We start from the raw sequence: 26,287 nt of genomic DNA, 5'->3' as shown, positions 1-26,287 counted from the left end.
GCGTGCCTCAGCTTGACGGGGTTGACGTAGCCGGTAGCCAGCGACGGGCGCCGCCTGACGAGAAGCTCGAAGGCGGGAAGGTGCCGCCAACCAGGCCAACCCGGCCAACGATGCCCTTACGGCACACTTACTCAAGATGATCACTCTTTCGGGTAGACCCTCGCTCCAGCATTGGCATTGGTTCAACAAGGTCGTGTAGACAATAGCCCGTATGGCCCATCCGGGTGGCCCATAGGGGGCCTACTCCTGCCATGTCCCCATTATTCGACCTCTTATTCGCCGAATTCACACTCGACGATTTCGCAGTCATTGCCAGAAGCTTTGAACGGAGTCGGTCTCATGAAGCAACTCCTGACCATGCCCGGAACACAGCTCGACTTCGCGCCGGAACTCGACATCCTGAGTGCGGTGGATCGGCGGCTGTTCCGGCACTTCGGATGGGGTCCAGACCACTCGGTGCCCCGGGTGGCACTGCACCGGATGATCGAGGAGTACGCCCTCGCCAGACCCGGCGCAGTCGCGGTGGAACACCTCGGAAACCGGATGTCCTACGGGGAACTCTCCGCCCACGCCGAACGATTGGCCGCCCGCCTGGCCGAGTACGGAGTACGGCCGGGGGACCACGTGGCCCTCGTGGTCCGCCGCGGTATCCCGATGGTCGTCGGCATCCTGGCCATCCTGAAAGCGGGCGCCGCCTACGTGCCGCAGGACGCCCGGATCGTGCGGCCCGCCATGCTCCGCCACATCCTGCGCACCACCGGGGCCCGCGTCGTGCTCACCCAGTCCGACCTGCCGGTGACCGTCCCCACCGGACACCACACGCTCGACATCGACGCGGTGATGACCGAGCGCGGCGAGGTCCGCCGGCCCCGCGTCGAGATCACGCCGGACCAGCCGTGTTACATCCTGTTCACCTCCGGGACCACCGGAAAGCCCAACGGGGTGGCCGTCACCCACGCCAATCTGGCCAATCTCCTGCTGACCCGGCCGGGCGACCTCGGCATCCGGCCGGGCACGGTGGTCGGGCAGATCCTCAACATCGCCTTCGACATGGCCGCCTGGGAAATCCTCGGCTGCCTCACCCACGGCGGCACCCTGCTGATTCGCGGCGACGACATCGGGGCGGTCGCCCGCCGGGCGGACGTGCTGATCGCGACGCCGACCATCCTGTCCACTTTGGATCCCGACAAGTGCGCCAAGGTACGGACCGTCGCGGTGGCCGGGGAGCCGTGCCCGCGTCCGCTGGCCGACCGGTGGGCCGCGACCCGCACCTTCTACAATGGATGCGGCCCGACCGAGGTCACCATCGTCAACACGATGCAGCACCATCACCCCGAAGCCCCGCTGCTCACCATCGGCCGCCCCACCCCGAACAACACCGTCTACGTCCTCGACGAGCACCAGCAGCCCTGCCCGATCGGGGAAACCGGCGAAATGTGGGCGGGTGGCGACTGCGTTTCCGCGGGCTACCTGGCCAATCCCGAGCTCAACGCGGAGCGCTACCGGCCCGACCCCTTCCTCGGCGGCGGCCGCATGATGTTCCGGACCCGCGATCTGGGCCGCTGGACGCCCGACGGCGAACTCGAGCACCTCGGCCGGACCGACGACCAGGTCAAGATCCGGGGTTTCCGGGTCGAACTGGACTCGGTGTCCACGGTGCTGGAGAACCTGCCCGGATGCACCAGGGCGGTCACCCTCAAGGTCGACGACAGCACGCTTGTGGCGTTCGTCCAGCCGGAGACAGTCGACCCGGCCGCCGCGACGCAGGCGGTCGCCGAAGCCTTGCCCTACTACTGCACGCCCGCGGCCGTGCATTCGATGACCGCGTTGCCGATGACCAGCCGGGGCAAAATCGACAAGACACAGCTGCTGCGTGTCGCACGCGGAGAGGAGCCGGCCGCATGACCGCGGTGACCGCAGAACGGGAAGAGATCGTCCTCCCACCCCTGCTGCCGAAGCTGCGGCGGGTGTTCAAGCATCCGAAACTGATGCACCACAACCGGCTCGCCGCGGGCGTCGTGGTGATCAACCTGATCGTGCTGGGCTTCGCGCTGCCGGGCGGGATCACCGCCGAGTTCGCCTCCCAGGCGGCGCTGGCGAACTTCGCGCTCGCCATCCTGATCCGCCGCCAGCGGCTGATCAACCTGATGTTCCGGGTCGCGACCTCGGCACCGGTCACCTGGCCGCTGCGGGTGCGGTGGGTGCTGGGCAAGGTCTATCACTTCGGCGGCATGCACGTCGGTGGCGCCGTGTCCGGCACGCTTTGGTTCGGCGCCTTCGTCGGCCTCAGCACGGCACAGCCCGCACCCGCCACCGTGCTCGTACTGGCGTACGCGCTGGTCGCCTTGTTCCTCGGCATGGTCGTGCTCGCAACGCCGCGGCTGCGGGCCAAGTTCCACAACAGTTTCGAGCTGATGCACCGGCTCGGTGGCTGGCTGTCGCTGATTCTGTTGTGGGGCCTGACAATCGCGCAGACAGTCCACAAAGGAGTGTCACTGTTCTCGGTGCCGGAATTCTGGGCGCTGATCGTGCTCACCGCCGCCGTCGCCGCGCCGTGGACCCGGCTGCGCAAGGTGGACGTGGACATCGAACGGCCGTCCTCGCACGTCGCGATCGCCCGATTCACCCACGGCCGCAAGCCTTTCGCCGGATCGTCGACCGCGATCAGCCGGTCACCGCTGCGCGAGTGGCACTCGTTCGCCAACATCCCGGCGCCCCACGAGCACGGTTTCCGCCTGACCATCTCCCGGGCCGGCGACTGGACCGGGCGGTTCATCGACGACCTGCCCTCGCGGGTGTGGGTCAAGGGCATCACCACCGCGGGCGTGGCCAACATCGAAACCCTGTTCCGCCGGGTCGTCTACATCGCCACCGGCAGCGGGATCGGCCCGTGCCTGCCGCACCTGCTGGCCCAAGAGGTGCCCGCCCGGCTGGTCTGGGCCACCCGCGATCCGCGGGTCACCTACGGGGACGGGCTGGTGGACGAGATCCTCGCCGTCCAGCCGGACGCGCAGATCTGGGACACCGGCCTGCACGGCAAGCCCGACATGGTCCAGCTCGCGTACGCGGCCTACCGCGATTTCGATGCGGAGGCCGTCATCTGCATCTCCAACAAGAAACTGACCTGGAAGGTCGTGCACGGCCTGGAATCCCGGGGCATTCCGGCGTACGGCGCCATCTGGGACTCCTGAGCACGGTGCTTCCGGAGAAAGGGAACTCACCATGCGAATGAAGATCGAGCAGTCCGGCCGGGTCGTCTGGGTACGGCTGCACCGGCCCGAGCGGCTCAACGCACTCGACACCGCGCTGATGACCGAACTGATCGACACCCTGACCCCGCTGGACCGGGATCCGGACGTCGGGTGTTTCGTCCTGACCGGGTCGGAGCGCGCGTTCGCGGCGGGCGCGGACATCGCCGAGATGTCCGCCAAGACCGCGACAGACATGCAGACCGAGGATTACTTCGCGGGCTGGGAGGCTTTCGCCGCCCTGCGCACGCCGAAGCTGGCCGCTGTCTCCGGGTACGCGCTCGGCGGTGGTTGTGAACTCGCGATGATGTGCGACCTGATCATCGCCGGTGACACCGCGAAGTTCGGGCAGCCGGAGATCACCCTCGGCGTCATTCCCGGCATCGGCGGCACGCAACGGCTTACCCGGCTGGTGGGCAAGGCCAAGGCCATGGACCTGATTCTCACCGGACGGCTGATCGACGCCGCCGAAGCGGAACGGATCGGCCTGGTCTCCCGGGTCGTGCCCGCCGATCGGCTGCTCACCGAGGCTACCGAGGTCGCCACGCAGATCGCCGGGTACGGCAAGCTCGCCGCGATGGCGGCCCGGGACTGCGTCGATCGCGCGCTGGAAACCGGCCTCTCGGACGGGATCCGATACGAGCGAAGGGTCTTCCACGGACTGTTCGCGACCGAGGACCAGCGGGAGGGCATGCAGGCCTTCCTGGAAAAGCGCCCGGCGGTGTTCACCAGCAGCCGGACGAACAGCTGATCGGCAGTTCGAGGCCCGATCGCCGCGGCGCGCACCGAAGCGTTCCGCGGCACGGTCCCTACTTTCCGGCCGTTTCCCGCAGCTTGGCGTCCTTGTCCAGCACCAGCTGTTCGAGATCGGCCTGGAACTGCGTGACCTTCGCCTGCAGCTGCAAATCGGTGGAGGCGAGAATGCGCACCGCGAGGAGCCCGGCGTTGCGTGCCCCGCCGACCGACACCGTCGCCACCGGGATACCAGCGGGCATCTGCACGATCGACAGCAGCGAGTCCAGCCCGTCCAGGTACTTCAGCGGCACCGGCACCCCGATCACCGGCAGCACCGTCGCCGAGGCGACCATGCCCGGCAGGTGCGCCGCACCTCCCGCGCCCGCGATGATCACGCGCACGCCGCGATCGGCCGCGGACTTCGCGTAGTCCAGCATCCGCTGCGGCGTACGGTGCGCCGAGTAGACGCCGACCTCGTACTCCACACCGAACTCGTCGAGCGCCTGTCCCGCGGCCTCCATCACAGGCCAGTCGGAGTCGCTGCCCATGATCACGCCCACCTGAGCGGCCATTGTGTTCCCCTTCAGTGGATCTCGTAGCCGTCGAGCCAGACGGCGTGGGACAGCCAGTGCGCGGACAGCAACGCGCGGTCGCGCAACTCGTCCATCCGCTCGCCGACGAAGTTCACGTGCCCCAGCTTGCGGCCGGGGCGTTCCTGCTTGCCGTAGAGGTGGATCTTCACCTCGGGGAAGCGGGCGAACAGGTGGTGCACGCGCTCGTCCGGCCCCATTTCCGGGGAGACCTCGGCGCCCAGCACGTTCGCCATCACGCACGCGGGCGCGATCAGGTCGGTGCGGCCGAGCGGGTAGTCCAGCACCCCGCGCAGATGCTGCTCGAACTGCGAGGTGCGGGAGCCGTCCATGGTCCAGTGCCCGGAGTTGTGCGGGCGCATGGCCAGCTCGTTGACCAGCAGGCCGGTCTCGGTCTCGAACAGCTCGACCGCGAGCAGCCCGGTGACGTCGAGTGTCGCCGCGATGCGCAGCGCCAGGTCCTGCGCCTCATGCACGCGCGATTCGGGCAGCCCCGGCGCGGGTGCGAGCACCTCGGTGTTGATCCCGCCGGTCTGCACGGTCTCCACCACCGGGTAGGCCGCCCCCTGGCCGAACGGCGAACGCGCGACGAGCGCGGACAGTTCGCGCCGCATCGTCACCTTCTCCTCGACCAGCAGCTCGGTGCCCGCGGCGAGCAGCTCCGGCACCGTCTCACGGACCTGCCGCGCGGTGTCCAGCATCCAGACGCCACGGCCGTCGTAGCCGCCGCGAGCGGCCTTGAGTACCACCGGAAAGCCGTGCTCCGCACCGAACGCCAGTGCATGGTCCACTTCGGACACTTCGGCGAAGGCCGGCCCCGGCACACCGAGCCCGGCCATCATCTCGCGCATCACGAGCTTGTTCTGCGCGAACCCGAGCGCGCTCGGCGCGGGCCGCACCACGAACCCCTCGGTGGCGAGGCTCAGCAGATGCTCGCCGGGCACGTGCTCGTGGTCGAAGGTGACCACGTCCACCTGCCGGGCGAACGCCATCAGCGCGTCCAGATCGGTGTGGTGGCCGATGACCACATCCCCGGCCACCAGCGAAGCCGCGTCCGCCTCGTCGGCCGCCAGCACCTTCAGCGACTGCCCCAGCGAAATCGCCGCCTGGTGCGTCATGCGGGCGAGCTGGCCCCCGCCGACCATGCCCACTACAGGGAGCCCAGTACGTTTGTCCATAACGCCATCAGGTTACTGGGCGGGACTGCCCGCACCGGCGGCGACCTGCGCGACACCCGCCCGGGCCGGGGATACTCGCCCTGGGTGACCACAGGCAATCGATTAACTGCTCGCTACTGCACGCGAGGCGCTACCTGCCGATTTCCTGCTCTTCGAGTGCGTACGCACCAGCGAGCCTACTTGGCCAGCCCGGACCGTTCCACCGAAACGAGCAGCCGCACTTCGCGTGCCGCCAGCCCGACGATGCCCACGGCGGCGGCCAGCACGTAGGCGTTGCCGAGGATCCCCCAGCCCAGACCCCAGCCGAACTCGACGCCACCGCCGTTCGGGACGAGCATCACCACCTGGGAGCCGAACAGCACCACGGCAGCGGCCGCCCACCAGCGCCGCCCGGTCCGCACCAGCAGCACTACCAGTGGGATCGCCCACACCCAGTGGTGCGACCAGGAGACCGGCGACAGCAGCAGCCCGTAGAACGCCGCGACCAGCAACGCCTCCACCGGTTCGCCGCGGCGGTGGAAGCGCACCACCAGCCACACCGCGGGCACGGCCAGCAACGCACCCACCGCGAGAGCGGCCGTGGTCGACCACGGAGCGAGCGCGGACGCGCGGTTGACCATGCCGTTGAGCGACTGGTTGAAGATCCAGTGCACACTGCCGATGCGATCGGGGTCGAACACCGCCGAACCCCAGTAGTCCGCCGCATCGCGCGGCGCGATGACGAACATCACCGCCTGCAGCCCGGCGAACATGCCGAGCGCCCGCAGCGCGTCCCGCCAGCGGCCGGTGAACAGCAGGTAGGGCACGAAGATCAGCGGGGTCAGCTTGACCGCCGCGGCCACGCCGATCAGCGTCCCGCCCAGGCGCGATCCGCGTGCGCACAGCACCAGCGCGTCGACTACCACCAGCGCCATCAGGATCAGGTTGATCTGGCCGAGGAACAGCGTCTTCCACACCGGTTCCAGCAGCAACGCACCCAGCGTGGCCACCGCCAGCCACGCACCCCGGAGCCGCCCGGCCACCGCGAGCACCACCGTGACCGAAGCCACCGACAACGCCGTGGCCACGCCCCAGGTCAGCCCCGAGGGCACCAGCGCGAGCGGCACGAACGTCAATGTCGCGGCCGGGGGGTAGGTGAACGGCAGCCGCACCCAGTCCGGCAGCGTCGTCAGATCCGCGGAGTACAGCGGCTCACCCTTGAGCAGGGTGGCCGCGCCCGCTCGGTAGACCGCACTGTCCGCGCCGAGATGCCAGCCACGCAGCCAGACCACCAGCCCGGCCACCAGCGCGAGCACCGGCAGTACGGCCGGCCACCGGTTATTGCGCAGAATCGACACCTGGACCGTCCACGAGCGCGCGGTCCCTTTTCCGGCGTTGCAGGCCCCATCTGGCGATCAACGCCGCCGCGAGCACCACCGGCATCAGGATGTAGGCGGCTCCGAGCACGTTCTGCCACACCTTCCAGTGCAGCTCCACGTTGCGCCCGTTGGGCAAGATCAGGAGTACGCAGCTGACGAACACAAAGCCCACCAGGAACGTGCCCAGCCAGCGTTTCCAGGCTGTTGCCGGGGTGGTCTTCGGCAATCGCGAGACGAGCAGCACGACCAGCGGGACGACCCACACCCAGTGGTGCGTCCAGGAGATCGGCGAGATCAGCAGGATCCAGAACGCGGTGACCAGCAGCGAGGCCAGCGCCTGGCCCCGCCGGTGGAAGCGGAGCACCAGCCACAGCGCCGGGATCGCCAGCACCAACCCGATCCCGATGGCCACTTTCGACGCCCACGGCGCGAGGTCGGTGGCCCGGTTCATCAACGCGTTCAGCGACTGGTTGCCCGCCCAGTGCACCGGGCCGATGCGGCCGGTGTCCGGCAGCGTCTTGGTCCAGTACTGCCAGGCGTCATGGGGGTTCACCAGGAACAGCAACGCCTGCAGGCCGACGAAGGTGATCAGCCCGCGGATCGCGTCCTTGCGCTTGCCGGTGATGAACAGGTGCCCGAGGAACACGATCGGGGTGAGCTTGATCGCGGCGGCGACCCCGACCAGCACCCCACCCCACCGGCTGCCACGTGCGCCGAGCACCAGCATGTCCAGCAGCACCATGGCCATCAGGATCAGGTTGATCTGGCCGAGGAAGATCGTCCGCCACACAGGTTCGAGCCCGAGGAACACCAGGAAGAACACGATCGTGGAGCGCGCGGGCGAAGCCCACCAGCGCGGCCCGTCGGCCGCCGGCCGGGGCAGCGCGCCGATCGCGATCCGCACGGTGAGCGCGAGCGCGGCGAGCGAGACGACGGTGACGAACCCCCAGGCGACCTGTGTCGGCACGATGGCGAGGGGGAGGAAGAGCAGAGCCGCGGTCGGTGGATAGGTGAACGGCAGCAGCGCCCAGCCCGGCTCGGTCGGCAACGTGTTGGCGTCGTAGAGGTTGTCGCCATGGAGCAGCTGCAGCGCGCCGGCGCGGTAGACCGCGCTGTCCACGCCGAGGTTCCACTCGTGCACCCAGCCCCAGATACCGACACCGACCGCGAGCAGCGGGACGAGCGAGAGAATCAGGATCGAACGGGGACGTACGGAGAGCCGGGCCAGTGATCGGCGCAACGCCAGCCGTGGCTGCCCGGCAGCGGCCGCGGGAGCTTCGCCGGACAGGGCGGGGGGGACGGTCCTGGTCACCGCACCAGGAAATCATGAACATCCGGACGCTGGTCAGGAAGGGTGACCACAGACGGGCCGGAGCGGGCAATCGCCGGTGGCGGTGGTAGTGGCGGTGGCGGCCGGTGGGCGGCGGTGGGTTCGGGTGGTTCGCGGTCCGCGTCGGTCGGCGGCGGTGGGTGGCGGTCGGCGGCGGTGGGTGGGTCGCGGTGGCCGGCCGTCCGCGGAGTCCTGGGATTTTGGCCGGGGAAGCGGGTTTCCGCTGCTTCAGGCGGGGGTTCGGTGCTTTGCGCAGGCGCGGACGGTCGAGGTTCGGTTGCTCTTGCGGCGGGCGCAGGCGGAGGAGGTTCGGTGCTCTGCGGCGGGGCGCCGGTGGAGGGGTTCGGTGCTTTGCCGGGGTGGACCGGGTGCTCTTGCCGCTGCTGTTTCGCCGTTGTTTTGCCGCCGCTTTGCGGCCGGAGTGTTCCGGCGTTCGCAGCGAGGTTTCCGTTCGCTCCGCCTCCCCCTCGGCACCGCGGATGCGATGCGAACATAGCTGCTCACGAGCCCGCTCTAGGACACGAAAGTCGTGCTCACGCAGCTGCTTTACGGCGCGAAAGTGACCTTCGCCTCGGTCACCCGTCGCGAACGGCCCCTTGCCCCCAAGCACCTGACACGAAAGTCACTCCCACTCGCATGACGCCCCCGGCATGAACGGGACCTTCATTTCATCGAATCGCCACGATCGGCCCGTTCGTACCGCGCACTCGGCACGAAAGTCCCTCTCCCTCCGCGAGCATGGGAGCGAACGGCCCACTCGCCGCCCGGCCCCGATGCGAAGGTCACGCTCGCACCGTCGACCCGACGCGAAGGTCACGCTCGCACCGCGAGCGTGAAGCGAAAGTCACTTTGGCTCAGCAGACCTGGGGTGAAGGTCCCCTTCACCCCAGGTGACCGTCACGGGCGGCCCTTTCGCACCGCCTGCCGGCCAGCCGGCCCGCCGACGCGAGCGGCACCCTCACCCCCGCCCAGGCAGGGTGTCGGCAAAGTCGGTGTGGAGTCCGTGAAGGGACCCTTCACAGACTCAGAGTCCGTGAAGGGTCCCTTCACGGACCCGAAACCGGTCCGGCGCACGCCACGAGGTGGTCGCACACACCTCCGCATCGCCCGCTGCCGGGCCCCCGACCAACTTTGCCGGGGCCCTGCCCGCCCAGGCGTCCGGTGCGAGCGGCACCCTCACTCCGGAGCCGAAGCGATGCAGGCTCGCGCCCCAAAACCCACCTGCCAGCAGCGTCAACCGTGCGCAAGATCCGTAAGCAGGGCACAAGCATGCTCGTGCGTGGCAGGCAGGCGCACGGCGGAGACCTGCGGCAGGACGACGTCGCGGAGCTGGGCGTCCGCCGAGAGGCGTTCGTTGAGGCAGCGGCGCAGGGCGACGCCGCGGGAAGCCAGCCGTTCGTCGCGGCGGGCGAGGACGGCGACCGCGGAGGGGCCGAGCGTCGCGTAGCTTTCACCGGTGTCGAAGACTGCTCGCACGGCGTCGGCGACCAGGATCATCGTGGTCAGCCGTGGCCAGCCGGAGACCTCGCCGAGATCCACCCGCACGACGAGCAGGACGTGGTCATCGCCGGTTTCGCCGCGGTAGACCTCGCCGAGGCGGGTGCGCAGGTACGCCGCCGAGGGCAGGCCGGTGAGCGGATCGGTGACCTCGGTGTGCACCAGCTGGTCGGTGGCCACGTCAGCCCAAGCCAGCGCAGTCACCCTGAGTAATCGAGCGGGAGTGGCGTCTACATCCGGTGAGACGAATCCGTCCACGGCAGTGGGATCTGCGAGTACTGCGTGTAGGGCAGCCAGATCGGACAGGGTCTCGGACAAGCCGGCGCCGGCCGCGGCTCTGGCCCGGGCGAGTCCGGCCAGCGCCATCTCGGCGCCGTTCGACCCGTGCCGCACGACGGCCGCGCACACCGCATCCACCTCGGGCAGCGCCCAGTCGCTCGGGAAACGCCAGCCCGCCGCGAGGCTCGCCGTGCGCCAGCGGGCGCGCAACGCCCGGAGATGCCGGTCCCGGTCGAAGCGGGCGCGTGCCTGCCCGCCCGCGGAGCCGGACCACGATCCGGTCGCCGGTACGTCCACCCTGCCCGCCTCCTTCCGGTCGTGTCGATCTTGTCCCCATCCGGGGAAGGGACTTACCCGGATGCCTGCCGTGACGCGCGTTTTCCCATCTTTTCCGGTCCGGCCGCCGGATGTGGAGTGAACTCTTTGCGCCGTCGGTGTCAACCGGTCGACCACAACGTGACGGGTATCGCCGCATCCGTCACACTTGGTGCGCGTTGTACTAGTGAACGCGGCTGGCACCGGCCGCGTCCGCCGACGAAGGAGCCCCGTGTCCACCGTTCCCGCCGATCTCTCCGGTAAGAGCGACGCCGAGTTGATCGCTGAGGTACGCGCCGGGCAGATCGCGTCCTACGGCCCGCTTTACGAGCGGCACAGCGCAGCCGCGCACAACCTCGCCCGCCAGCTGGCCCGGTCCAGTTCCGAGGCCGACGACCTGGTCTCGGAAGCGTTCTCCAAGGTGCTGGACACGCTGCGCGGCGGCAAGGGACCGGACACGGCTTTCCGCGCGTACTTGCTCACCGCCCTGCGGCACACCGCGTACGACAAGACCCGCCGCGACCGCAAGCTCGACCTCAACGAGGACATGACCGACGTCGGCGGTGCCGCCGGTGAAGCGCTCACTGTCCAGTTTTCCGACACCGCTGTCGCAGGTCTGGAACGGACCATGGCGGCGAAGGCGTTCGCTCGGCTGCCGGAGCGCTGGCAGGCCGTGCTGTGGCACACCGAGATCGAGCAGCAGAGCCCCGCCGAAGTCGCACCGCTGCTGGGGCTGACCGCCAACGGCGTGTCCGCGCTCGCCTACCGTGCCCGCGAAGGTCTGCGGCAGGCGTACCTGCAGGTCCACTTGCAGGAAAACGGCGCCGATCGCTGCCGTGCCACCGCGGACCGGCTCGGCGCCTGGACCCGCGACGGACTGTCCAAACGCGAACGTTCCCAGGTGGAGAACCACCTCGACGAATGCGAGAACTGCCGAGCGCTGGCGGCCGAACTGGCCGACGTCAACGGCGGTTTGCGCGCGATCATCGCACCGATCGTCCTCGGTGGCGCCGCTCTCGGTTACCTGGCGACGATCGGCGCGGCCAAAGCGAGCGCGGCCACTGCGGGAGCCGCGGCCGGCGCCAGTGCCGTCGTGGCAGGCGGCGCGAAAGCGGGTGCGGCGGCCGGTGCAGCAGGTGGCGCAAAGGCCGGTGCGGCAGCAGCCGCGGCCGGACCGCGGCAATTCGTCGGGGTCGCCGCTTCGGGGGCCGCGATGGTGGCGGCAGTCGCCGTCGCGCTGGCCGCCGGTGGCGGGCAGCAGACGATCCCGGCCGCCCAGCAGGTTCAGCAACAGCAGCCAGTAGCCCCGGCCCCGCAGCCCGCACCGCCGCCTGCTGCCCCGCCGGCGCCCGCGGCCCCTCCCGCGCCACCGGCACCCCAAGCACCCCCGCCGCCGGCCCCGGTTCCGCCGCCCGCGGCACCTCCGGCAGCCCCGCCACCGGCAGCCCCGGCAGCGCCCCCCGCGCCGCCGCCCCCCGCTCAGCCGCCCGCCGCTCCGGCGCCGCCGAAGCTGTCCGCGACGTCGCCGCCGAGCGGGGTCGAGCTGAAGCCCGGCGGAGCGCCGGTCGCCATGCCGATCACGGTGCGTAACGACGGTGGCAGCGTGTCCGAGCCGATCCAGGCCACGCTGAACCTGCCGCCTGGCGTCTCCGCGGTGCCCGCGGGCGGCGGCGGTGGCGCAGCCGGTTCGTTCGCCGCCGAAGCCGCGCCGCAGTCCGGCTCGCTCAACGTCGCCTGCCCCGGCGGGACCGGCACGGTGACCTGCAAGACCGGCTCCGGCCTCCAGCCCGGACAGTCCGCGGTACTGACTTTCCGCTTGCAAGCCGCGGAAGACGCGCAGGGCGGCACAGTGACCGGCTCCGTCTCCGCGGGCGTCGCGGTGCGGATCCAGGTCAGCGTGCCGGTCAAGGTGCAGACTCCGGTGGACGATCTGCTGCTGCAGGCGGACGCGGACCGGCTCTCGTCGTTCCCGTGGAACCGCAACCCGCTCATCTACGTACGGGTGCGCAACACCGGCGAGAGCACGAAACCGGTCACCGTGACCTTCGACCACGCGCTGTTCCAGTCGTGGAGCCTGAGCGGGTTCGCCTGCACCTCCGGCGGCGCAGGTGCGACGTGCACCACGCGCACCGCCCTCGCGCCCGCCCAGCAGGCCGGTCTCTGGGTGCGGGTCCAGGGCCGCCCGCAGCACAACGCCCCCGTGACCGTGACCGCGACGCTGGGCAAGGCGACCAAGAGCAAGCAGGTGCGGTTCGGGTGCTGGCTGGGCATCTGCGAGGTGCCCTACCCCACCGGCCCCGTGCCGACGCTGCCCTCGGTCCGGCCGGCACCATCGTCCACTCCGGACACATCCACTCCGTCCACTTCGGAGAGCCCGTCCACCTCGAAGAAGCCGCACCCGCAGCCGAGTGCCCGCAGCACTCCCCCGGCCTCGCCGGCCGACACCCCGGAGAGCACCTCCAGCACCCCGGCCACGACCACCACGAGCGCGCCACCGAAGCCGGGACCCGGCGAGTCCGATGATGCGGATAAGGGCCGCAAATCCGGTGATCAGCCGCCTTCCATCGAGCCCCGCAGCTTCTTCGGCTGGTTCATCCAGTAGCGTCCGGGCGGTGCGTGAGTTCCTGACGAAGCATCGTGAGCTGCTTCGATTCGCCGTGGTCGGCGGCACCAGCTTTGTGATCACCACGGTGATCACCTACACGCTGAAGCTCACCGTGCTGCGGGAGAACCCGGTCACCGCGCTGATCGTCGGCGTGCTGATCGCCACGATCTTCTCCTACGTGGCCAACCGGGAATGGTCCTTCCGCACCCGCGGCGGACGCGAACGCACCCACGAGGCCGCGCTGTTCTTCCTGATCAGCGGGGTCGCGCTCGGCCTGAACGCGCTGCCGCAGTGGATCTCGCGGTACGTACTGGACCTGCAGGCACCGCACGTGAGCCTGGTCGGGCAGGAAACGGCCGATTTCGTCAGCGGCATGATCTTGGGCACCCTGCTCGGCACGCTGTTCCGCTGGTGGGCGTTCAAGAAATGGGTGTTCCCCACCGAGGGCGCCCGGCTGCGCGCGGTCGCACCGCCCGCCGAATCGGGCGAAACCGGCCGGAAGGCCGCCTGACACCCGGGGTGACCTCGGCTTCTCTAGACTGGTCGGGTGACCGTCGTGGAAGCCGTGCTCGCCCGTACGCCCGCCCCGCTGCGTGCGGTGCTCATCAAGCACCGGGAGCTGCTGAAGTTCGCGATCGTCGGCGGCACGACCTTCCTGGTCGACAACGGCGTCTGGTACCTGCTGAAGCTGACCGTCCTGGAGGCCAAGCCGACCACCGCGAAGGCGATCGCGATCATCGTCGCCGCCATCGCGTCCTACGTGCTGAACCGGGAATGGTCCTTCCGCACCCGCGGCGGCCGCGAACGCACCCACGAGGCCGCGCTGTTCTTCCTGGTCAGCGGAATCGCGGTGGTGGTGAACCTGATCCCGCTGTACCTCTCGCGCTACGCGTTGCACCTCGAGGTGCCGCACGTGACGAGGCTTGTGCAGGAGGTCGCGGACTTCGCCAGCGGTTCCATCCTCGGCATGCTGCTGGCCATGGTCTTCCGCTTCTGGGCCTTCAAGAAGTGGGTTTTCCCGGACGAGCTGGGCGAACGCCGCCGCGAACACGTCACCCGCCTACCCCGCTAGCCCCCGCTGTGGCCCGGCATGAGGGCTGTGAAGGGTCCCTTCACGGACGCTGAGGCTGTGAAGGGACCCTTCACAGCCTTTGCGGACGAAACCGGCGGGGCGCGGGGTGGCGGGCGGCTCAGCGGGGTGGCGGGCGGCTCAGCGGGGCGCCGGGTCGGCGGGCCAGCGGACCTCGCCCACGTCGTCCGGTCGTGGCACCTTCAGGAACAGGCTGAAGATCGCCGGGCGCTTGTTCGACAGTTCCAGCCGGCCGCCGTCCGCCTCGACCAGCGCCCTGGCCAGTGCCAGGCCCACGCCGGTGGAGCCGCCGCCGGAGAACCCGCGCTCGAAGATGTGCGGGGTGATCTCGTCCGGCACGCCGGAGCCGGTGTCCCCGACCTCGATCACCACGGTGCCCTCCGCGTCGCCGCGTCGGGCGACCACGGTGACCGTCCCGGCGCCGTGCCGCAGGGCGTTGTCCAGCAGCACCCCGATCACCTCACGCAGTCGCGCCGGGGTCGCGCGGACCACCAGCCCGTCGGTGATCTTCATCCGCAGGTTCCGGCCCTCGGAACGCAGCAGCTGCCGCCATTCCTCGGCGATCGCGGGCAAGCTGACCGGCAGGTCCACCGGCTCGGCGTCGACCTCGCGCGCGGCACGGGCCGCGGCCAGCAGGTCCTCCAGGGCCTGCGCCAGCCGGTCGGCCTGCTCCTGCGCGGCGCGGGATTCCTCGGCCACCTCCGCGTCTTCGTGCAGGGTCAGCGGCTCCAGACGCAGTTGCAGGGCGGTGAGCCGGCTGCGCAGCTGATGCGAGACGTCGCCGACCAGCTGCCGCTCCCGCTGGACAAGCTGGGCCAGCGCGGACCCGGAGGTGTCCAGTGCCTCGGCGAGCATGTCCAGCTCGGCCACCCGGTACCGGCTCGGGTCGGGCCGGAAGTCGCCGCCGCCGAGCCGGGACGCGCGGTCGGCGACGTGCCGCAGCGGTTTCGCCAGCCGCCGCGCGGTGACCGTGGCGACCACCGTGCCGGTGCCGACCGACAGCACCACCAGCAGCACCACCAGCAGGGTCACCTGGGTTTGCTTGGTACGCACCGGTTCGCTCGGGATGGCCAGGATCACCGTGCCCCGCCGGGCGGTCGGTGCCGATTCGACCACCGGGTCCGGGCCGGGATTCAGGCCGAGCTGCTTCTCCGGGATCCCGTCACCACGGATGGTGAGCAGCCCGCCGTGCGGCACGCCGACCCGGAACTGGTCGATGTCCACCTCCTGGCCGTTGGCCACCTGGGTGTCCACGGTCGCGGCGATGTTGCGCGCCCGTTCGGCCAGGCTCTCCCGGTTCAGGTTCTCCACCAGCCGCCAGGCGGTGACGCCCAGCGGGATGCCCAGCACCGCCGCGGTGACCAGCACGGCGAGCAGGATCGCCAGCAGGATCCGGCGGCGCATGCTCATCGGCGGCGGCTACTCGACGTTGAACCGGAAGCCGACACCGCGCACGGTCGCGATGCGCCGCTCCGCGTCGGAGTGCGCGGATTTGACCGCCCGGCCGCCGGCCGCCTCGTCCGCGGCCACCGAGAGCTTCCGGCGCAGCCAGGACATGTGCATGTCGAGGGTCTTCGAGGTCTTCGACTCCAGGTCGTTCCACACCTCGGCGAGAATCTCGTCGCGGCTGACCACCTGGCCGGCCCGGCTCATCAGCACCCGCAGCAGCTCGAACTCCTTGTTCGCCAGCTGCACCTCCTGGGTGTCGACGGTGACCAGGCGGGCACCGAGGTCCATCCGGACCCCGCCGGCCTCCAGTACCTCCGGCACCCGGCGGCGCAGCAGCGCGCGGATCCGGGCCAGCAGCTCGGCCAGCCGGAACGGTTTGGCCACGTAGTCGTCGGCGCCCGCGTCGAGGCCGACCACGAAGTCCACCTCGTCGGTCCGCGCGGTGAGCATCAGCACCGGCAGCTCGGTCCCGCTCGCGCGCAGCCGGCGGCACACCTCCAGCCCGTCCATCCCTGGCAGGCCGAGATCGAGCACCAGCAGGTCCACCCGGTGCGCCGTGGTCGCGGCCAGTACCGCCGGACCGTCGGTGACGACCTCGATCTCGTACCCCTCGCGCTGCAGCGCGCGCGACAACGGCTCGGCGATGGCCGGATCGTCTTCGGCAAGTAGGACCATGCTCACCTGGCCAACCTTACGGCGAACCCCCGTGAAACCATCGTGACCGTGCCCGGCTACGACGAAGACCTCACCCTCGCCACCCGGCTGGCTAATGCCGCCGACGCGCTCACCACCGCCCGGTTCCGCGCGCTGGACCTCGCGGTATCGGCCAAACCGGACCGCACCCCGGTGACCGACGCGGACACCGCGGTGGAGGACGCGATCCGCGCGATCCTCGCCGCCGAACGCCCGGACGACGCCGTGCTCGGCGAGGAGCGCGGTGGCAGCGCGGACGCCCATGGCCGGGCCTGGGTACTCGACCCGATCGACGGGACGAAGAACTTCCTGCGCGGCGTGCCGGTGTGGGCCACGCTGATCGCGCTGGTCGAGGACGGCACGCCGGTCGTCGGCGTGATCAGCGCGCCGCTGCTCGGCCGCCGGTGGTGGGCCGCTTCGGGCGGCGGCGCCCACCTGCGTGACGCCGCGGGCGAGCGGGCGCTGTCGGTGTCCGGAGTGGCCGCGCTGTCCGACGCGTATCTGTCCACAACGGACTTGAACACCTGGTCCGAGTACCACTCGCGGGAGCGCTATCTCGCGCTCACCGAAGCCTGCTGGGAAACCCGTGCGTTCGGCGACTTCTGGCAGCACTGCCTGGTCGCCGAGGGCGCGCTGGACGTGGCCGCGGAGTGCGTCGTGAACCCGTGGGACGTCGCCGCCGCGCAGGTCATCGTGACCGAGGCGGGCGGGCGGTTCACCGACCTGTCCGGGGCGCCGACCTACGAGGGCGGCTCGGCCCTGTCGACGAACGGCCTTCTGCACGACGAAGCCCTGACGCTGCTGCGTCGGTGAAAGCTGTGAAGGGACCCTTCACGGACTCTGAGTCTGTGAAGGGTCCCTTCACAGCCCTTGCTGCGATCAGTGCGCGCCGGGCAGGACGCCGACGGCGCCGCGGGCGACCTGTGACCAGGTGAGCCGGCCGAACAGGTAGTGGCAGGCGACCTGTTCCGAGGTGAACGCGGCCCAGTCGTAGCGGTTGCCCTGCTCTCGCCAGAACACTTCCCAGCCGCCCGAGGTGGGCATCAGGCACCACGTGTTGTCCGTCTCGGCGCCGACGGAAACGACCTCGGCGGGCACGCCGATCACGTCCAGCCACCGCCGGATCGACTGCGTGTTCATCGTGCCTCCCGCGTGATGTCGGCCAGGAACCCCAGGGTGAGCAGTTCGTCGGCGGACAGCACCGCGCGGTAGCGCACGCCACCGCCGGGCTGCCCGAACCATCCCGCGGCGATCGAGCGCCACATCGGCACCGGCTTCTCCACGCGGTAGCGCCGGTACCCGGCACGCAAAGCCGCGGGCGGCAGCGAACGCCGGGCGAACGGCGTGCCCTCGGGGGCGAAGATCCGGCCGTGCTCGCCGCCGAAGCGGTCCAGCAGGGTGCCTTCCGGCAGCACCACCGGCTCCGCCGCATCCGTCCCGCCTTCGGGGAATTCCTTCGCGGACGGCCACACGTACTCGGCGCCGTCGACGAATCTGCTCTCCCACTCCGGGCCTTCGGGCGGCCGGTAGCCGTCGAGCACGGCCGCCGGTGGCGACGGGTCGGCGGGTGGTGTGGGCGAGCGTCGAAAGCCTTGGGCGACATACCCGAGCACGGTGGTGTCTTCGAGCAGCGCGGACTCCGGGTGGTCGGCGGGCGGGTACCGGCGGGCCCGCGACGGCAACTGGCGCTCGGGGTGATCCGCGGCCACCGGCAGGTGCCCGAGCGGGAACATGTGCACCAGGAACAACGCCAGCACGCTCTCCCGGTCCGTCCGCGGCGAACCGACCGGCGGGCGCGTCACGGGTCCGGGCCGCACACAGGTGCCCGACGGCGGGGTCGGCACGTCGTCGAAGCCCCGTTCGAGGAACCCGCGGTACTGACGGGGCACCTGCACGGGGCCGGTGGCCACGTCGGTGTCGGCCAGTTCGGGCTGATCGGACACGGGCACCCTCTTCTCGGTCGCGCCGGCACCGGTAAAGACGTTCGTCCCGCCGGGTGGTTCCGGCCGAGCGGGAACCCCAGTTTATCTCCCGCCGTACCAACGCGCGGGCGGCGTCGCGCGGGCCGATACGGCGGAAACCCGTTCCGGTGACCAAACCGGCGGCGACGTCCGGCAGGACTCGCAGCGATCGAGCGGGTGAACGCGGCGCCCGTCGACAAGTACCGGCAGCCCCGAGCAACCTTGCCCCGGGCCGGAGAACCGCTTGTGCGACGGGACTCGGGCGTCAGCCGCCCAGCGCGTTCACCACCCGGGAGGGGGACGGGCGGCCCAGCTGCCGGGCCATCCACCCGCTCGTCTCGACCAGCGCGCGCAGATCGACGCCGTGCGCCACGCCGAGCCCTTCGAGCAGCCACACGAGATCCTCGGTGGCCAGGTTGCCGGTGGCCGATTCGGCGTACGGGCAGCCGCCGAGACCACCTGCCGAAGAGTCCACAGTGGACACGCCGGCGCGCAGGGCCGCCTCGGTGTTGGCCAGCGCCTGTCCGTAGGTGTCGTGGAAATGCACGGCGAGCGCGGAGACGTCCACCCCGGCCTTCCCGAACGTCTCGATCAACCTGCTCACCTGCCCGGTGGTGGCGACGCCGATGGTGTCGCCGAGGGACAGCTGAGAACAGCCGAAGTCGAGCAGCCGCTGCCCCGCCCGCACGACCTGTTCGGCGGGCACCACGCCCTCCCACGGGTCGCCGAAGCACATCGACAGGTAGCCGCGCACCTCCAGCCCCTCGGCACGGGCGCGGGTGACCACCGGCTCGAACATCGCGAACTGCTCGTCCAGCGAGGAATTGAGGTTCTTGCGTGCGAAGGTCTCGGTGGCGCTGGCGAAGATCGCGATGTGCGAGACGCCCGCGTCGAGCGCGCGGTTCAGCCCGCGCTCGTTCGGCACGAGCACCGGGTACCGCACACCGGGACGACGGTCGAGCCCGGCGAGCAGTTGCTCGGCGTCGGCCAGCTGCGGCACCCACTTCGGATGCACGAAGCTGGTCGCCTCCAGCGTGCTCAGCCCGGCGCCGGCGAGCCGGTCCAGGAATTCGAGCTTGATCTCCACCGGGACGACCGAACTTTCGTTCTGCAGCCCGTCGCGCGGGCCGACCTCCCAGATCGTCACCCGCTCCGGCAGCCCGTCCGCCGGGACCCGCTCGGGCAGTCCCACCTCCAGTGCACCCACCTCAGCGCCTCCTTCCACGCGGAGCCCGCCGCTGCGGCGGCAAGGGCTCGGTCTGCTGGGCGCCAGGGCCGCCCCGGCCGGGATCGGACTGATAGTCGTCGTACGGATTGTCGTTGACCTCGCGGTAGATCACCGTGTGCACGTGCTCGACCCGCGGGATGTCGTCGAACTTCAGCGGTTCGTCGGAGGCCGACTCCACGACCAGCGTGCCGCAGCCGAAAACCCGGTCCAGCAGGCCGTGCTCGAACTTCACGCTGTTGATCCGCGACAGCGGGATGTCGATACCGGTGCGCTTGAGCACGCCTTCCCGGGCGATCAACCGGTCGGTGGTGACGATGAAGTGCGTGCTGCGCCAGCGGACGAAGGGCGTGAAGAACACCCACACCACGAGCACCACCGCCACCACTCCGATGGCGATCAGCGCCACGTTGTTCCACGGCGCCGCCATGCCCGATGACAGGGTGAGCAGCCACACCGCCGCGCCCACCGTGATCAGGAACCCCAGGAACGGGAAGATCAGCATCTTGAAGTGCGGGTGACTGTGCACCACCACATGCTCATTCTCGCTGAGCAGATCTTCCGGATAGGCCACGGCGGATGCTCCCTGATCTGTGCCGATGCTGATAGTCCCCACCGTACCGGCGTGCGACGGTCACGGCGCCCGCGGACACCGGTCCGGGTTCAGAACGGGCGGACGTGGACCACGTCACCCGCGGACACGGTGAGCCTGCGCCCGTCCGGAACGTCGACCTGCAGCCGCCCGTCCGGGTCGAGATCCGCGGCCCGGCCGGTGAGTTCGGTGCCGTCCGGCAGCTGCACGCGGACGTCCTGGCCCAGCGTCGCGCAGCGGGCCCGGTAGTCCGCGAGCAGCCCGGCCGCGGCCGGCTCGCCGCCGGACTGGCGCCAGCGCCGTTCCAGCTCGTCGAAGTGGGTGAGCAGGGCGAGCGCGAGCGTGGTGCGATCGGTTTCGGTCGCGCCCTGCTCGGCCAGCGAGGTCGCCGGCAGCCCGCCCGGGCCGGCGGGCACGTCGGCGCCGAGCGGCAGCACGTTGAGCCCGATGCCGAGCACCACGGCGGTCTCGTCCCCGCCGACCGCCTCGGCGAGGATTCCGGCGCACTTGGCCCGCTGCGGACCGGCGAGCATGTCGTTGGGCCACTTGAGTACGGCGTCCACCCCGGCTTCGGTGGCCACCGCGTGGGCCGCGAGCCCGGCGACCACCGACAGCGAGCCGAGCGCGGCGAACGACACGCCGGCCGGGCGCAGCGCGATGCTCAGGTACAGCCCGGCGCCCTTCGGTGAGCTCCACGTCCGGGCCCGGCGGCCGACCCCGGCGGTCTGCTGCTCGGCGAGCAGCACGGTGCGGTCCGCCGCCCCGTTTTGGAGGGCTTCCCGCAGGTCTGCGTTGGTGGAGCCGGTCGTCTCGACCACGTCCACCCGGGCGTACCGCCCGGCGAGCCCGTCGCGCAGCCGTGCCGCGTCCAGTTCAGCCATGTACCCAGCCTAGGAGAGTCCCCCTAACGCGCAAGCGACTCGCTCGTTACACAGAGGTGCGCTCTTCTAGATTGGACGCCGTGACCCCGCCGGAGATCTCCGCTGAAGCCGCGAATCCCTCATGGGGCCGTGGCGTGCTGTATCGCGGGCTGGTCGCGCTGCCGCTGGTGGCGGGTCTGGTCACGGCGGGCTGGATCGTCGCCGACCGTGACGAGCCGTCTGCCCCGGCCCCGGTCGCGGCGGCCGCCACGGAACCCGCGGTGAGCGGCCCGTCCGTGCTCGAAGCGAGCGCGCCGTTGCGTGCGCAGGAGCCGGTGCAGGGCGCGGCGAGCAGTGGCGGGTCGCCGTTGCAGCAGTGGGCGGATTCGCTCGCCGGACCGTTGGACATCCCGGCGACCGCGTTGCTGGGCTACGCGAATGGCGAGCTTGCGTTGCGCGCGGAGGACCCCGGCTGTCACCTGTCGTGGGTCACGCTGGCCGGCATCGGCGAAGCCGGGACCGACCACGGCCGCCGCGAAGGCACGCCGATGGGGCTGACCACGGCGCAGTGGAAGAAGTACGGCACGAAGATCAGCGGGATCACCAAGCCCGCGCTCACCGATCCGTCATCCTCCGCAGTCGCCGCGGGCCGCGCGCTGTGCGCCGGCGCCGGAAACCTGACCGCGGGCAACGGCTGGTGGAAGGCGATGGCCGGCTACCACAGCGGCAGCGGTATGGAGCTGTTCCGGCAGCGGGTCCTCGGCTACGCGCAGCTGTACGCCACGCTGTCGCTCGACAAGGACAAGGCCGCCACTCCTGCCGTACGCGCCACCCGATTCGCGTTGGGACAGCTGGGTTTGCCGTATGTGTGGGGCGGCAACGGGCCGGACGCGGGTGCCGCGGGCTTCGACTGTTCCGGGCTCACCAAGGCGTCTTACGAAAGCGCGGGCGTCAGTCTGCCCCGGACTGCGGACAGCCAGTTCCGTTCGCTGCCACCGGTTACTGAGCCGCAGCTGGGCGATCTGGTGTTCTACGGCAACCCCGCTGTCCACATCCACCACGTGGGCCTCTATGTCGGCAACGGCTTGATGATCAACGCTCCGACGGAGGGCCAGGCCGTGCAGATCCACACCGTCCACATTCCCGGCGACGACTACGCGGGCGCCGGGCACCCCGCCTGAGGCGGCACGATCTTTGCCGGGCCGGTAACCTGCACTCGACCGCGACGCTGCCCGAGGAGGTGAGACCCATGAACGCTGTATCGATGTGGGTGCTCCCCCTCCCGTCACGGTCGGGCGATTGACGTAGGTGTCGCCGGGAGCGCCTCGACAACCAGGCACTCCCGAACGGCACCACCTATGGACTCTCCGAAGTTCACCCCCGAGCCGTTCGACGTGATCATTGCCGGGTGCGGGCCGACCGGCGCGATGCTGGCCGCCGAGCTACGGCTGCACGACGTGCGAGTACTCGTTCTGGAGCAGGAAACCGAGCCCGTATCGTTCGTCCGCATCGTCGGTCTGCATATTCGCAGTATCGAGCTGATGGCAATGCGCGGTCTGCTGGATCGCATTCTCGAGCACGGAAGAAAGCGTCCGGCCGGCGGATTCTTCGCCGCCATTCCCACACCCGCGCCCAAGGGCCTTGATTCCGCACACGACTATCTGCTGGGGATTCCCCAGCCGGTCATCGTTCGTCTGCTGGAAGAACACGCGATCGAGCTGGGCGCGCAGGTCCGGCGCGGTTGCGCGGTGGCCGGTTTCGAGCAGGACGACGAAGGGGTGACCGTCGAGCTGGCCGGCGGTGGACAGCTGCGTTCGCGCTATCTCGTCGGCTGTGACGGCGCGCGCAGTGCGGTGCGCAAACTGCTCGGCGTCGGCTTCCCCGGCGAGCCTTCGCGGGCCGAAACGCTGATGGGCGAGATGGAAGTGGGGGTGCCGCTGGAGGAGATCGCCACCAAGATGACCGAACTCCGCGAGACGCGTCAGCGATTCTGGCTCCGGCCGTTCGGCGAAAAGGTCTACAGCGTCGTGGTCCCTGCCGAGGGAGTCAGCGATCGCGCAGAGCCGCCTACTCTCGCGGATTTCCAGCAACAGCTGCGCGCCATCGCCGGAACCGATTTCGGTGTCCATTCCCCGCGCTGGTTGTCCCGCTTCGGGGATGCCACCCGGCAGGCTGAACGTTATCGGGTCGGACGGGTGCTGCTGGCCGGTGATGCGGCGCACATCCACCCGCCCACCGGCGGCCAGGGCCTCAATCTGGGCATTCAGGACGCAGTGAACCTCGGCTGGAAACTGGCGGCACAGATCCGCGGCTGGGCGCCGGAAACGCTGCTGGACACCTACCAGGCAGAGCGTCATCCGGTCGCCGGGGACGTACTGGACAACACCCGCGCGCAGACGGAACTGTCGTCCACCGAACCCGGCCCGCGGGCCGTGCGCAGGCTGCTCACCGAACTGATGAACTTCGATGAGGTGAACCGCTACCTGATCGAGAAGATCACCGCGATCGACATCCGCTACGACTTCGGCGCGGGCCCCGACCTGCTCGGCCGCCGGCTGCGTGACATCGACCTGAACCAGGGCCGCCTCTACGATCAGCTACACCGGGGCCGTGGCCTGCTGCTGGATTGCAGCGAAAGCCTGACCGTCGGCGGTTGGTCGGACCGGGTCGATTACCTCGCGGATCGCACTGCGGGGCTGGATGTTCCGTGCGTCCTGCTCCGCCCAGACGGCCACGTCGCCTGGATCGGCGACGATCAGCAGGACCTCAACGACCACCTCGCCCGCTGGTTCGGCAAGCCCGCCTGAGTAACCGAAGGGCCAGGACTACCGGGTGGCCGCGCGCTTTCGCTTCGGCCGCGGCCACCCAATGGGGCGAGCCGGCCCGGCGGGCGAGTACGGCGGCCTGCAGGTAGTGCTCGGCGGCCGGGCGGCCCAGCTCCGTCGCCAAGTCGCCGAGGTAGTACGCGACCGGGCCAGGAACGCGGGCCCGAACCGGCTCCGGCGAATTCCCCGGCAGCCGGGATGAGCAGGGCGTACCGGCGTTCCGCTTCGGCAGGGCTGTCCGGGGTGCTCAGACAGGCGCTGAGTCCGAGGAACAGGTCCGGCCGTTCCGGCGGAGTACGCTCCATTGTGGACACAAGACCGTGCGATCGGTACAGGCAATGCCGGGCCAGTGCGGCCATTTCCCGGTCGAGGCCGGGCATCTCGCTGCCGGACAGGCGAGCCGCGGCAGTGCGATACGCCGCCTCGGCCGCCAGGGTTCCGGCAAAGTCGGTGTAGAGGTCCGTGAAGGGACCCTTCACGGACTCTGAGTCTGTGAAGGGACCCTTCACAGACCCGAAACCGGTCCGGCGCACGCCACGAGGTGGTCGCACACACACCTCCGCATCGCCCACTGCCGGGCCCCCGACCAACTTTGCCGACACCCTGGTCTCGGCCGCGGTGAGCGGGCCGGTCACAGTGAGCCGTAGCGCGCGGTACCACTCGGTGAACACGCCGACGAGCGGGAGGCCGTACTCCGCGCCGAGCGAATCCGCGGCAGCCGCGTGGGTGTCGGCGGCGGCGAAGTCCGCCAGCGCCGAGTGCGCTTGCACCAGCATGAGGTGACCGAGCACTTCGAAGGTCACGAGCCGGTGCCGCCCGGCCGTCTCGACCAGCTCGGTCCCGATCCGCGCGCGTTCGGGGGCCAGCCCGGCCCGGGTGACCGTCTGAGTCCAGCGCGCGTTCAACGCCAGCGCCAGCAACGCGGGGTCGTCGGCTTCGCGCGCCAGCCGCTCGGCTTCGAGAGCCGCTTCGAGAGCGCGAGAACCACCGTCGCTGCGCAGTTCCAAGGCGATCGTCGCCAGCAGGCGGGCGCGGATCCGCGCTTCCGGCCCGGTCGCCAAGACCCATTCGGCGGCATCGGCGATCCGCCGGGCGAGCGCGGGATCGTCGTTGTCGGTCCAGACTCCTGGCACGTCGAACGCGGTCAGCACCCGCGTGGTCAAGTCCAGATCGGCGCCCGCGAGGTCGAGTGCCTCAGCGCGGTATCGGCGAGCCGCAGCGAGCGAACCGGTGATCGCCGTAGTTCGCGCCAAGCCCATCAACAGCTCGGCCGTCCGCGGGCCGCGCGTCAAAGCCGCCTGCCATGGCCGGGCTGCTTCATGAGGCGCGAAGTCTCGCTCCGCGCGTTCCGCGGCCGCTCGCGCGTAGCCCACTCCACGGTCGTCGCCGGCGCGCAGGAAGTGATGCGCCAGCAGGAAAACCTCCCCTGGACCGGACCTGCGCGGCTACGGCGCCTGCGGCAAACCCGCCGACCCGCACGGGCAGGCCTACGCCAAACGCACCATGGCCGCCGACGTCGTCGCGCTGGCCAAGGCGTCCAGCCACGAGCGGTTCGCGCTGGCCGGGCACGACCGCGGCGCGCTCGTCGCCTTCCGCGCCGGGCTCGACCATCCGGACGCGGTCACCCATCTCGCCATGCTCGATGTATTGCCCACCCTCGACATGTCGGACGTCCTGCACGGCGTGAACGCGGCGGTGGCCTTCCACCTCTACCTGATGGCGCAGCCACCCGGCCTGCCCGAACGCATGATCGGCGCGGCGCCGGACGAGTTCTTCGGCCACTTCTTCGACCAGTGGGCCCGCGATCCGGCCGACATCCGCGCGGAGTACCTCGCCGCGAGCCGGGCCGCCGTCCCGTCGATCGTGGCCGACTATCGGGCCTCCGCGTCCGTCGACCTCGAACACGACCGGGCCGACCGGGCCGCGGGCAACCAGCTGCACATGCCCGTCACCGTGCTGCAGCAGGACTGGGGTGCCACCCTCGGATACGACGCTGCCGCGGTCTGGCGCGCCTGGGCGCCCGGCTGTGTGCACGAGACGGTGACCTGCGGGCAGTTCATGGCGGAGGAGGGACCGGCCAGGATCACCCAAGCCCTGCGGGACCTGCTGGCCCGCTGACCTTCCGGCCGGAGTGCCCCACGACACTGGACTCGGCTGTCAGAATTGTCCGGACCTGTGATCCGAGGACCGGGAGAACGATGGCTGACGGGGCAGACCATCCGGCGCGCACCCCCGCCGGGACACTCGCCGCGGAGCTGGCCGCCCTGCGGGCGCGGGCCGGGAACCCGTCGTTCCGGAAGATGGCCGGACGCTCGGGCCGGATCTCGCACACCACCCTGCACGAGGCGGTCGGCGGCAGCCGCTTCCCCTCCTGGGACACCACCCGGGAGTCGGCGCCCAGGCACACCAGCGTTCCGGCGGCGAGCTGGATCAACGCCGCCCACCAGCCCGGCCATT

Annotated in this window: 22 protein-coding genes and 2 pseudogenes; 11 read left to right on the top strand and 13 right to left on the bottom strand. The window is 70.4% G+C overall.

Annotated features, from left to right (window positions below):
* The first annotated feature begins 339 nt into the window (after positions 1-339).
* From D5S19_RS20210 to D5S19_RS20200, 3 genes are read left to right on the top strand one after another with little or no spacing between them, the layout of a single operon-like run.
* Positions 340-1,905, top strand: coding sequence for an amino acid adenylation domain-containing protein (locus D5S19_RS20210; protein WP_199730599.1), 1,566 nt, complete (start codon positions 340-342; stop codon positions 1,903-1,905).
* Positions 1,902-3,191, top strand: a complete 1,290-nt coding sequence (locus D5S19_RS20205; RefSeq protein ID WP_120024909.1) for a ferredoxin reductase domain-containing protein — start codon at positions 1,902-1,904, stop codon at positions 3,189-3,191. Before D5S19_RS20210 ends, D5S19_RS20205 begins: the two co-directional genes overlap by 4 nt.
* 31 nt (positions 3,192-3,222) lie before the next feature.
* Entirely contained in the window at positions 3,223-3,999 is a 777-nt protein-coding gene (locus D5S19_RS20200) for an enoyl-CoA hydratase-related protein (protein ID WP_120024908.1), read from the top strand.
* 58 nt (positions 4,000-4,057) lie between these two features.
* Here the strand turns inward: D5S19_RS20200 and purE are convergent, their stop codons facing one another.
* From purE to D5S19_RS20175, 5 genes are all read right to left on the bottom strand, one after another.
* A complete protein-coding gene (purE, locus tag D5S19_RS20195) occupies positions 4,058-4,555 on the bottom strand; it encodes a 5-(carboxyamino)imidazole ribonucleotide mutase (RefSeq protein WP_120024907.1) in 498 nt (165 codons plus the stop codon).
* Positions 4,556-4,566: 11 nt separating this feature from the next.
* Entirely contained in the window at positions 4,567-5,751 is a 1,185-nt protein-coding gene (locus D5S19_RS20190) for a 5-(carboxyamino)imidazole ribonucleotide synthase (RefSeq protein ID WP_120024906.1), read from the bottom strand.
* Positions 5,752-5,927: 176 nt separating this feature from the next.
* Positions 5,928-7,088, bottom strand: a complete 1,161-nt coding sequence (locus D5S19_RS20185; protein ID WP_120024905.1) for a glycosyltransferase 87 family protein — start codon at positions 7,086-7,088, stop codon at positions 5,928-5,930.
* Complete coding sequence (locus D5S19_RS20180) at positions 7,069-8,421, bottom strand: glycosyltransferase 87 family protein (RefSeq protein ID WP_120024904.1); 1,353 nt, start codon at positions 8,419-8,421, stop codon at positions 7,069-7,071. Before D5S19_RS20180 ends, D5S19_RS20185 begins: the two co-directional genes overlap by 20 nt.
* A gap of 1,251 nt (positions 8,422-9,672) precedes the next feature.
* The gene (locus D5S19_RS20175; RefSeq protein ID WP_120024903.1) at positions 9,673-10,512 is read right to left on the bottom strand and encodes a hypothetical protein; all 840 of its coding nucleotides are present in this window, start codon (positions 10,510-10,512) and stop codon (positions 9,673-9,675) included.
* Positions 10,513-10,762: 250 nt separating this feature from the next.
* Between D5S19_RS20175 and D5S19_RS20170 the strand changes: the two genes are divergently transcribed.
* The 3 genes from D5S19_RS20170 to D5S19_RS20160 are packed head-to-tail and all read left to right on the top strand — an operon-like array spanning position 10,763 to position 14,207.
* A complete protein-coding gene (locus D5S19_RS20170; RefSeq protein ID WP_120024902.1) occupies positions 10,763-13,132 on the top strand; it encodes a sigma-70 family RNA polymerase sigma factor in 2,370 nt (789 codons plus the stop codon).
* Between the two features lie 10 nt (positions 13,133-13,142).
* Positions 13,143-13,646 carry a GtrA family protein gene (locus D5S19_RS20165; protein ID WP_120024901.1) on the top strand — a complete coding sequence of 168 codons (504 nt, stop codon included), beginning with the start codon at positions 13,143-13,145 and terminating at the stop codon, positions 13,644-13,646.
* A gap of 36 nt (positions 13,647-13,682) precedes the next feature.
* Entirely contained in the window at positions 13,683-14,207 is a 525-nt protein-coding gene (locus D5S19_RS20160; protein WP_199730598.1) for a GtrA family protein, read from the top strand.
* A gap of 138 nt (positions 14,208-14,345) precedes the next feature.
* Here D5S19_RS20160 and D5S19_RS20155 read toward each other — a convergent pair whose 3' ends face one another.
* On the bottom strand, positions 14,346-15,629 hold the full coding sequence (locus D5S19_RS20155; protein WP_120024948.1) for an ATP-binding protein: 1,284 nt from the start codon (positions 15,627-15,629) through the stop codon (positions 14,346-14,348).
* 15 nt (positions 15,630-15,644) lie between these two features.
* Positions 15,645-16,349: a response regulator transcription factor gene (locus D5S19_RS20150; protein ID WP_120024947.1), complete on the bottom strand. Its 705-nt coding sequence runs from the start codon at positions 16,347-16,349 to the stop codon at positions 15,645-15,647.
* Positions 16,350-16,391: 42 nt separating this feature from the next.
* Here D5S19_RS20150 and hisN point away from each other — a divergent pair, with 42 nt between their 5' ends.
* Positions 16,392-17,180 (top strand): histidinol-phosphatase, encoded by a 789-nt coding sequence (gene hisN, locus D5S19_RS20145; protein WP_120024900.1) that lies wholly within the window; start codon positions 16,392-16,394, stop codon positions 17,178-17,180.
* Positions 17,181-17,246: 66 nt separating this feature from the next.
* Here the strand turns inward: hisN and D5S19_RS20140 are convergent, their stop codons facing one another.
* From D5S19_RS20140 to D5S19_RS20120, 5 genes are all read right to left on the bottom strand, one after another.
* A complete protein-coding gene (locus tag D5S19_RS20140) occupies positions 17,247-17,507 on the bottom strand; it encodes a hypothetical protein (RefSeq protein WP_120024899.1) in 261 nt (86 codons plus the stop codon).
* The gene (locus D5S19_RS20135) at positions 17,504-18,310 is read right to left on the bottom strand and encodes a TNT domain-containing protein (protein WP_233574049.1); all 807 of its coding nucleotides are present in this window, start codon (positions 18,308-18,310) and stop codon (positions 17,504-17,506) included. The genes D5S19_RS20140 and D5S19_RS20135 overlap by 4 nt, the downstream gene beginning before the upstream one ends.
* A gap of 283 nt (positions 18,311-18,593) precedes the next feature.
* The gene (locus tag D5S19_RS20130) at positions 18,594-19,535 is read right to left on the bottom strand and encodes a hydroxymethylglutaryl-CoA lyase (protein WP_120024898.1); all 942 of its coding nucleotides are present in this window, start codon (positions 19,533-19,535) and stop codon (positions 18,594-18,596) included.
* A gap of 1 nt (position 19,536) precedes the next feature.
* Positions 19,537-20,127 carry a PH domain-containing protein gene (locus D5S19_RS20125; protein ID WP_120024897.1) on the bottom strand — a complete coding sequence of 197 codons (591 nt, stop codon included), beginning with the start codon at positions 20,125-20,127 and terminating at the stop codon, positions 19,537-19,539.
* 89 nt (positions 20,128-20,216) lie between these two features.
* On the bottom strand, positions 20,217-21,026 hold the full coding sequence (locus tag D5S19_RS20120; protein WP_120024896.1) for a biotin--[acetyl-CoA-carboxylase] ligase: 810 nt from the start codon (positions 21,024-21,026) through the stop codon (positions 20,217-20,219).
* 80 nt (positions 21,027-21,106) lie between these two features.
* Between D5S19_RS20120 and D5S19_RS20115 the strand changes: the two genes are divergently transcribed.
* Positions 21,107-22,186, top strand: a complete 1,080-nt coding sequence (locus D5S19_RS20115; protein ID WP_233574048.1) for a C40 family peptidase — start codon at positions 21,107-21,109, stop codon at positions 22,184-22,186.
* A gap of 177 nt (positions 22,187-22,363) precedes the next feature.
* Complete coding sequence (gene rox / locus D5S19_RS20110; RefSeq protein ID WP_120024895.1) at positions 22,364-23,812, top strand: rifampin monooxygenase; 1,449 nt, start codon at positions 22,364-22,366, stop codon at positions 23,810-23,812.
* On the opposite strand, the gene D5S19_RS32525 is transcribed toward rox, so the two are convergent.
* Positions 23,761-25,083, bottom strand: a complete 1,323-nt coding sequence (locus D5S19_RS32525) for a hypothetical protein (RefSeq protein WP_199730596.1) — start codon at positions 25,081-25,083, stop codon at positions 23,761-23,763. The two genes, rox and D5S19_RS32525, sit on opposite strands and share 52 nt — an antisense overlap.
* Before the next feature lie 178 nt (positions 25,084-25,261).
* Here D5S19_RS32525 and D5S19_RS20100 point away from each other — a divergent pair.
* A pseudogene (locus D5S19_RS20100) lies at positions 25,262-25,948 on the top strand (alpha/beta fold hydrolase); the annotation flags it as partial.
* Between the two features lie 80 nt (positions 25,949-26,028).
* A pseudogene (locus D5S19_RS20095) lies at positions 26,029-26,287 on the top strand (hypothetical protein); the annotation flags it as partial.

This window comes from Amycolatopsis panacis (assembly GCF_003600245.1).
Taxonomy (GTDB): Bacteria; Actinomycetota; Actinomycetes; order Mycobacteriales; family Pseudonocardiaceae; genus Amycolatopsis; species Amycolatopsis sulphurea.
This window is presented reverse-complemented; position numbering and strand designations above follow the sequence as displayed.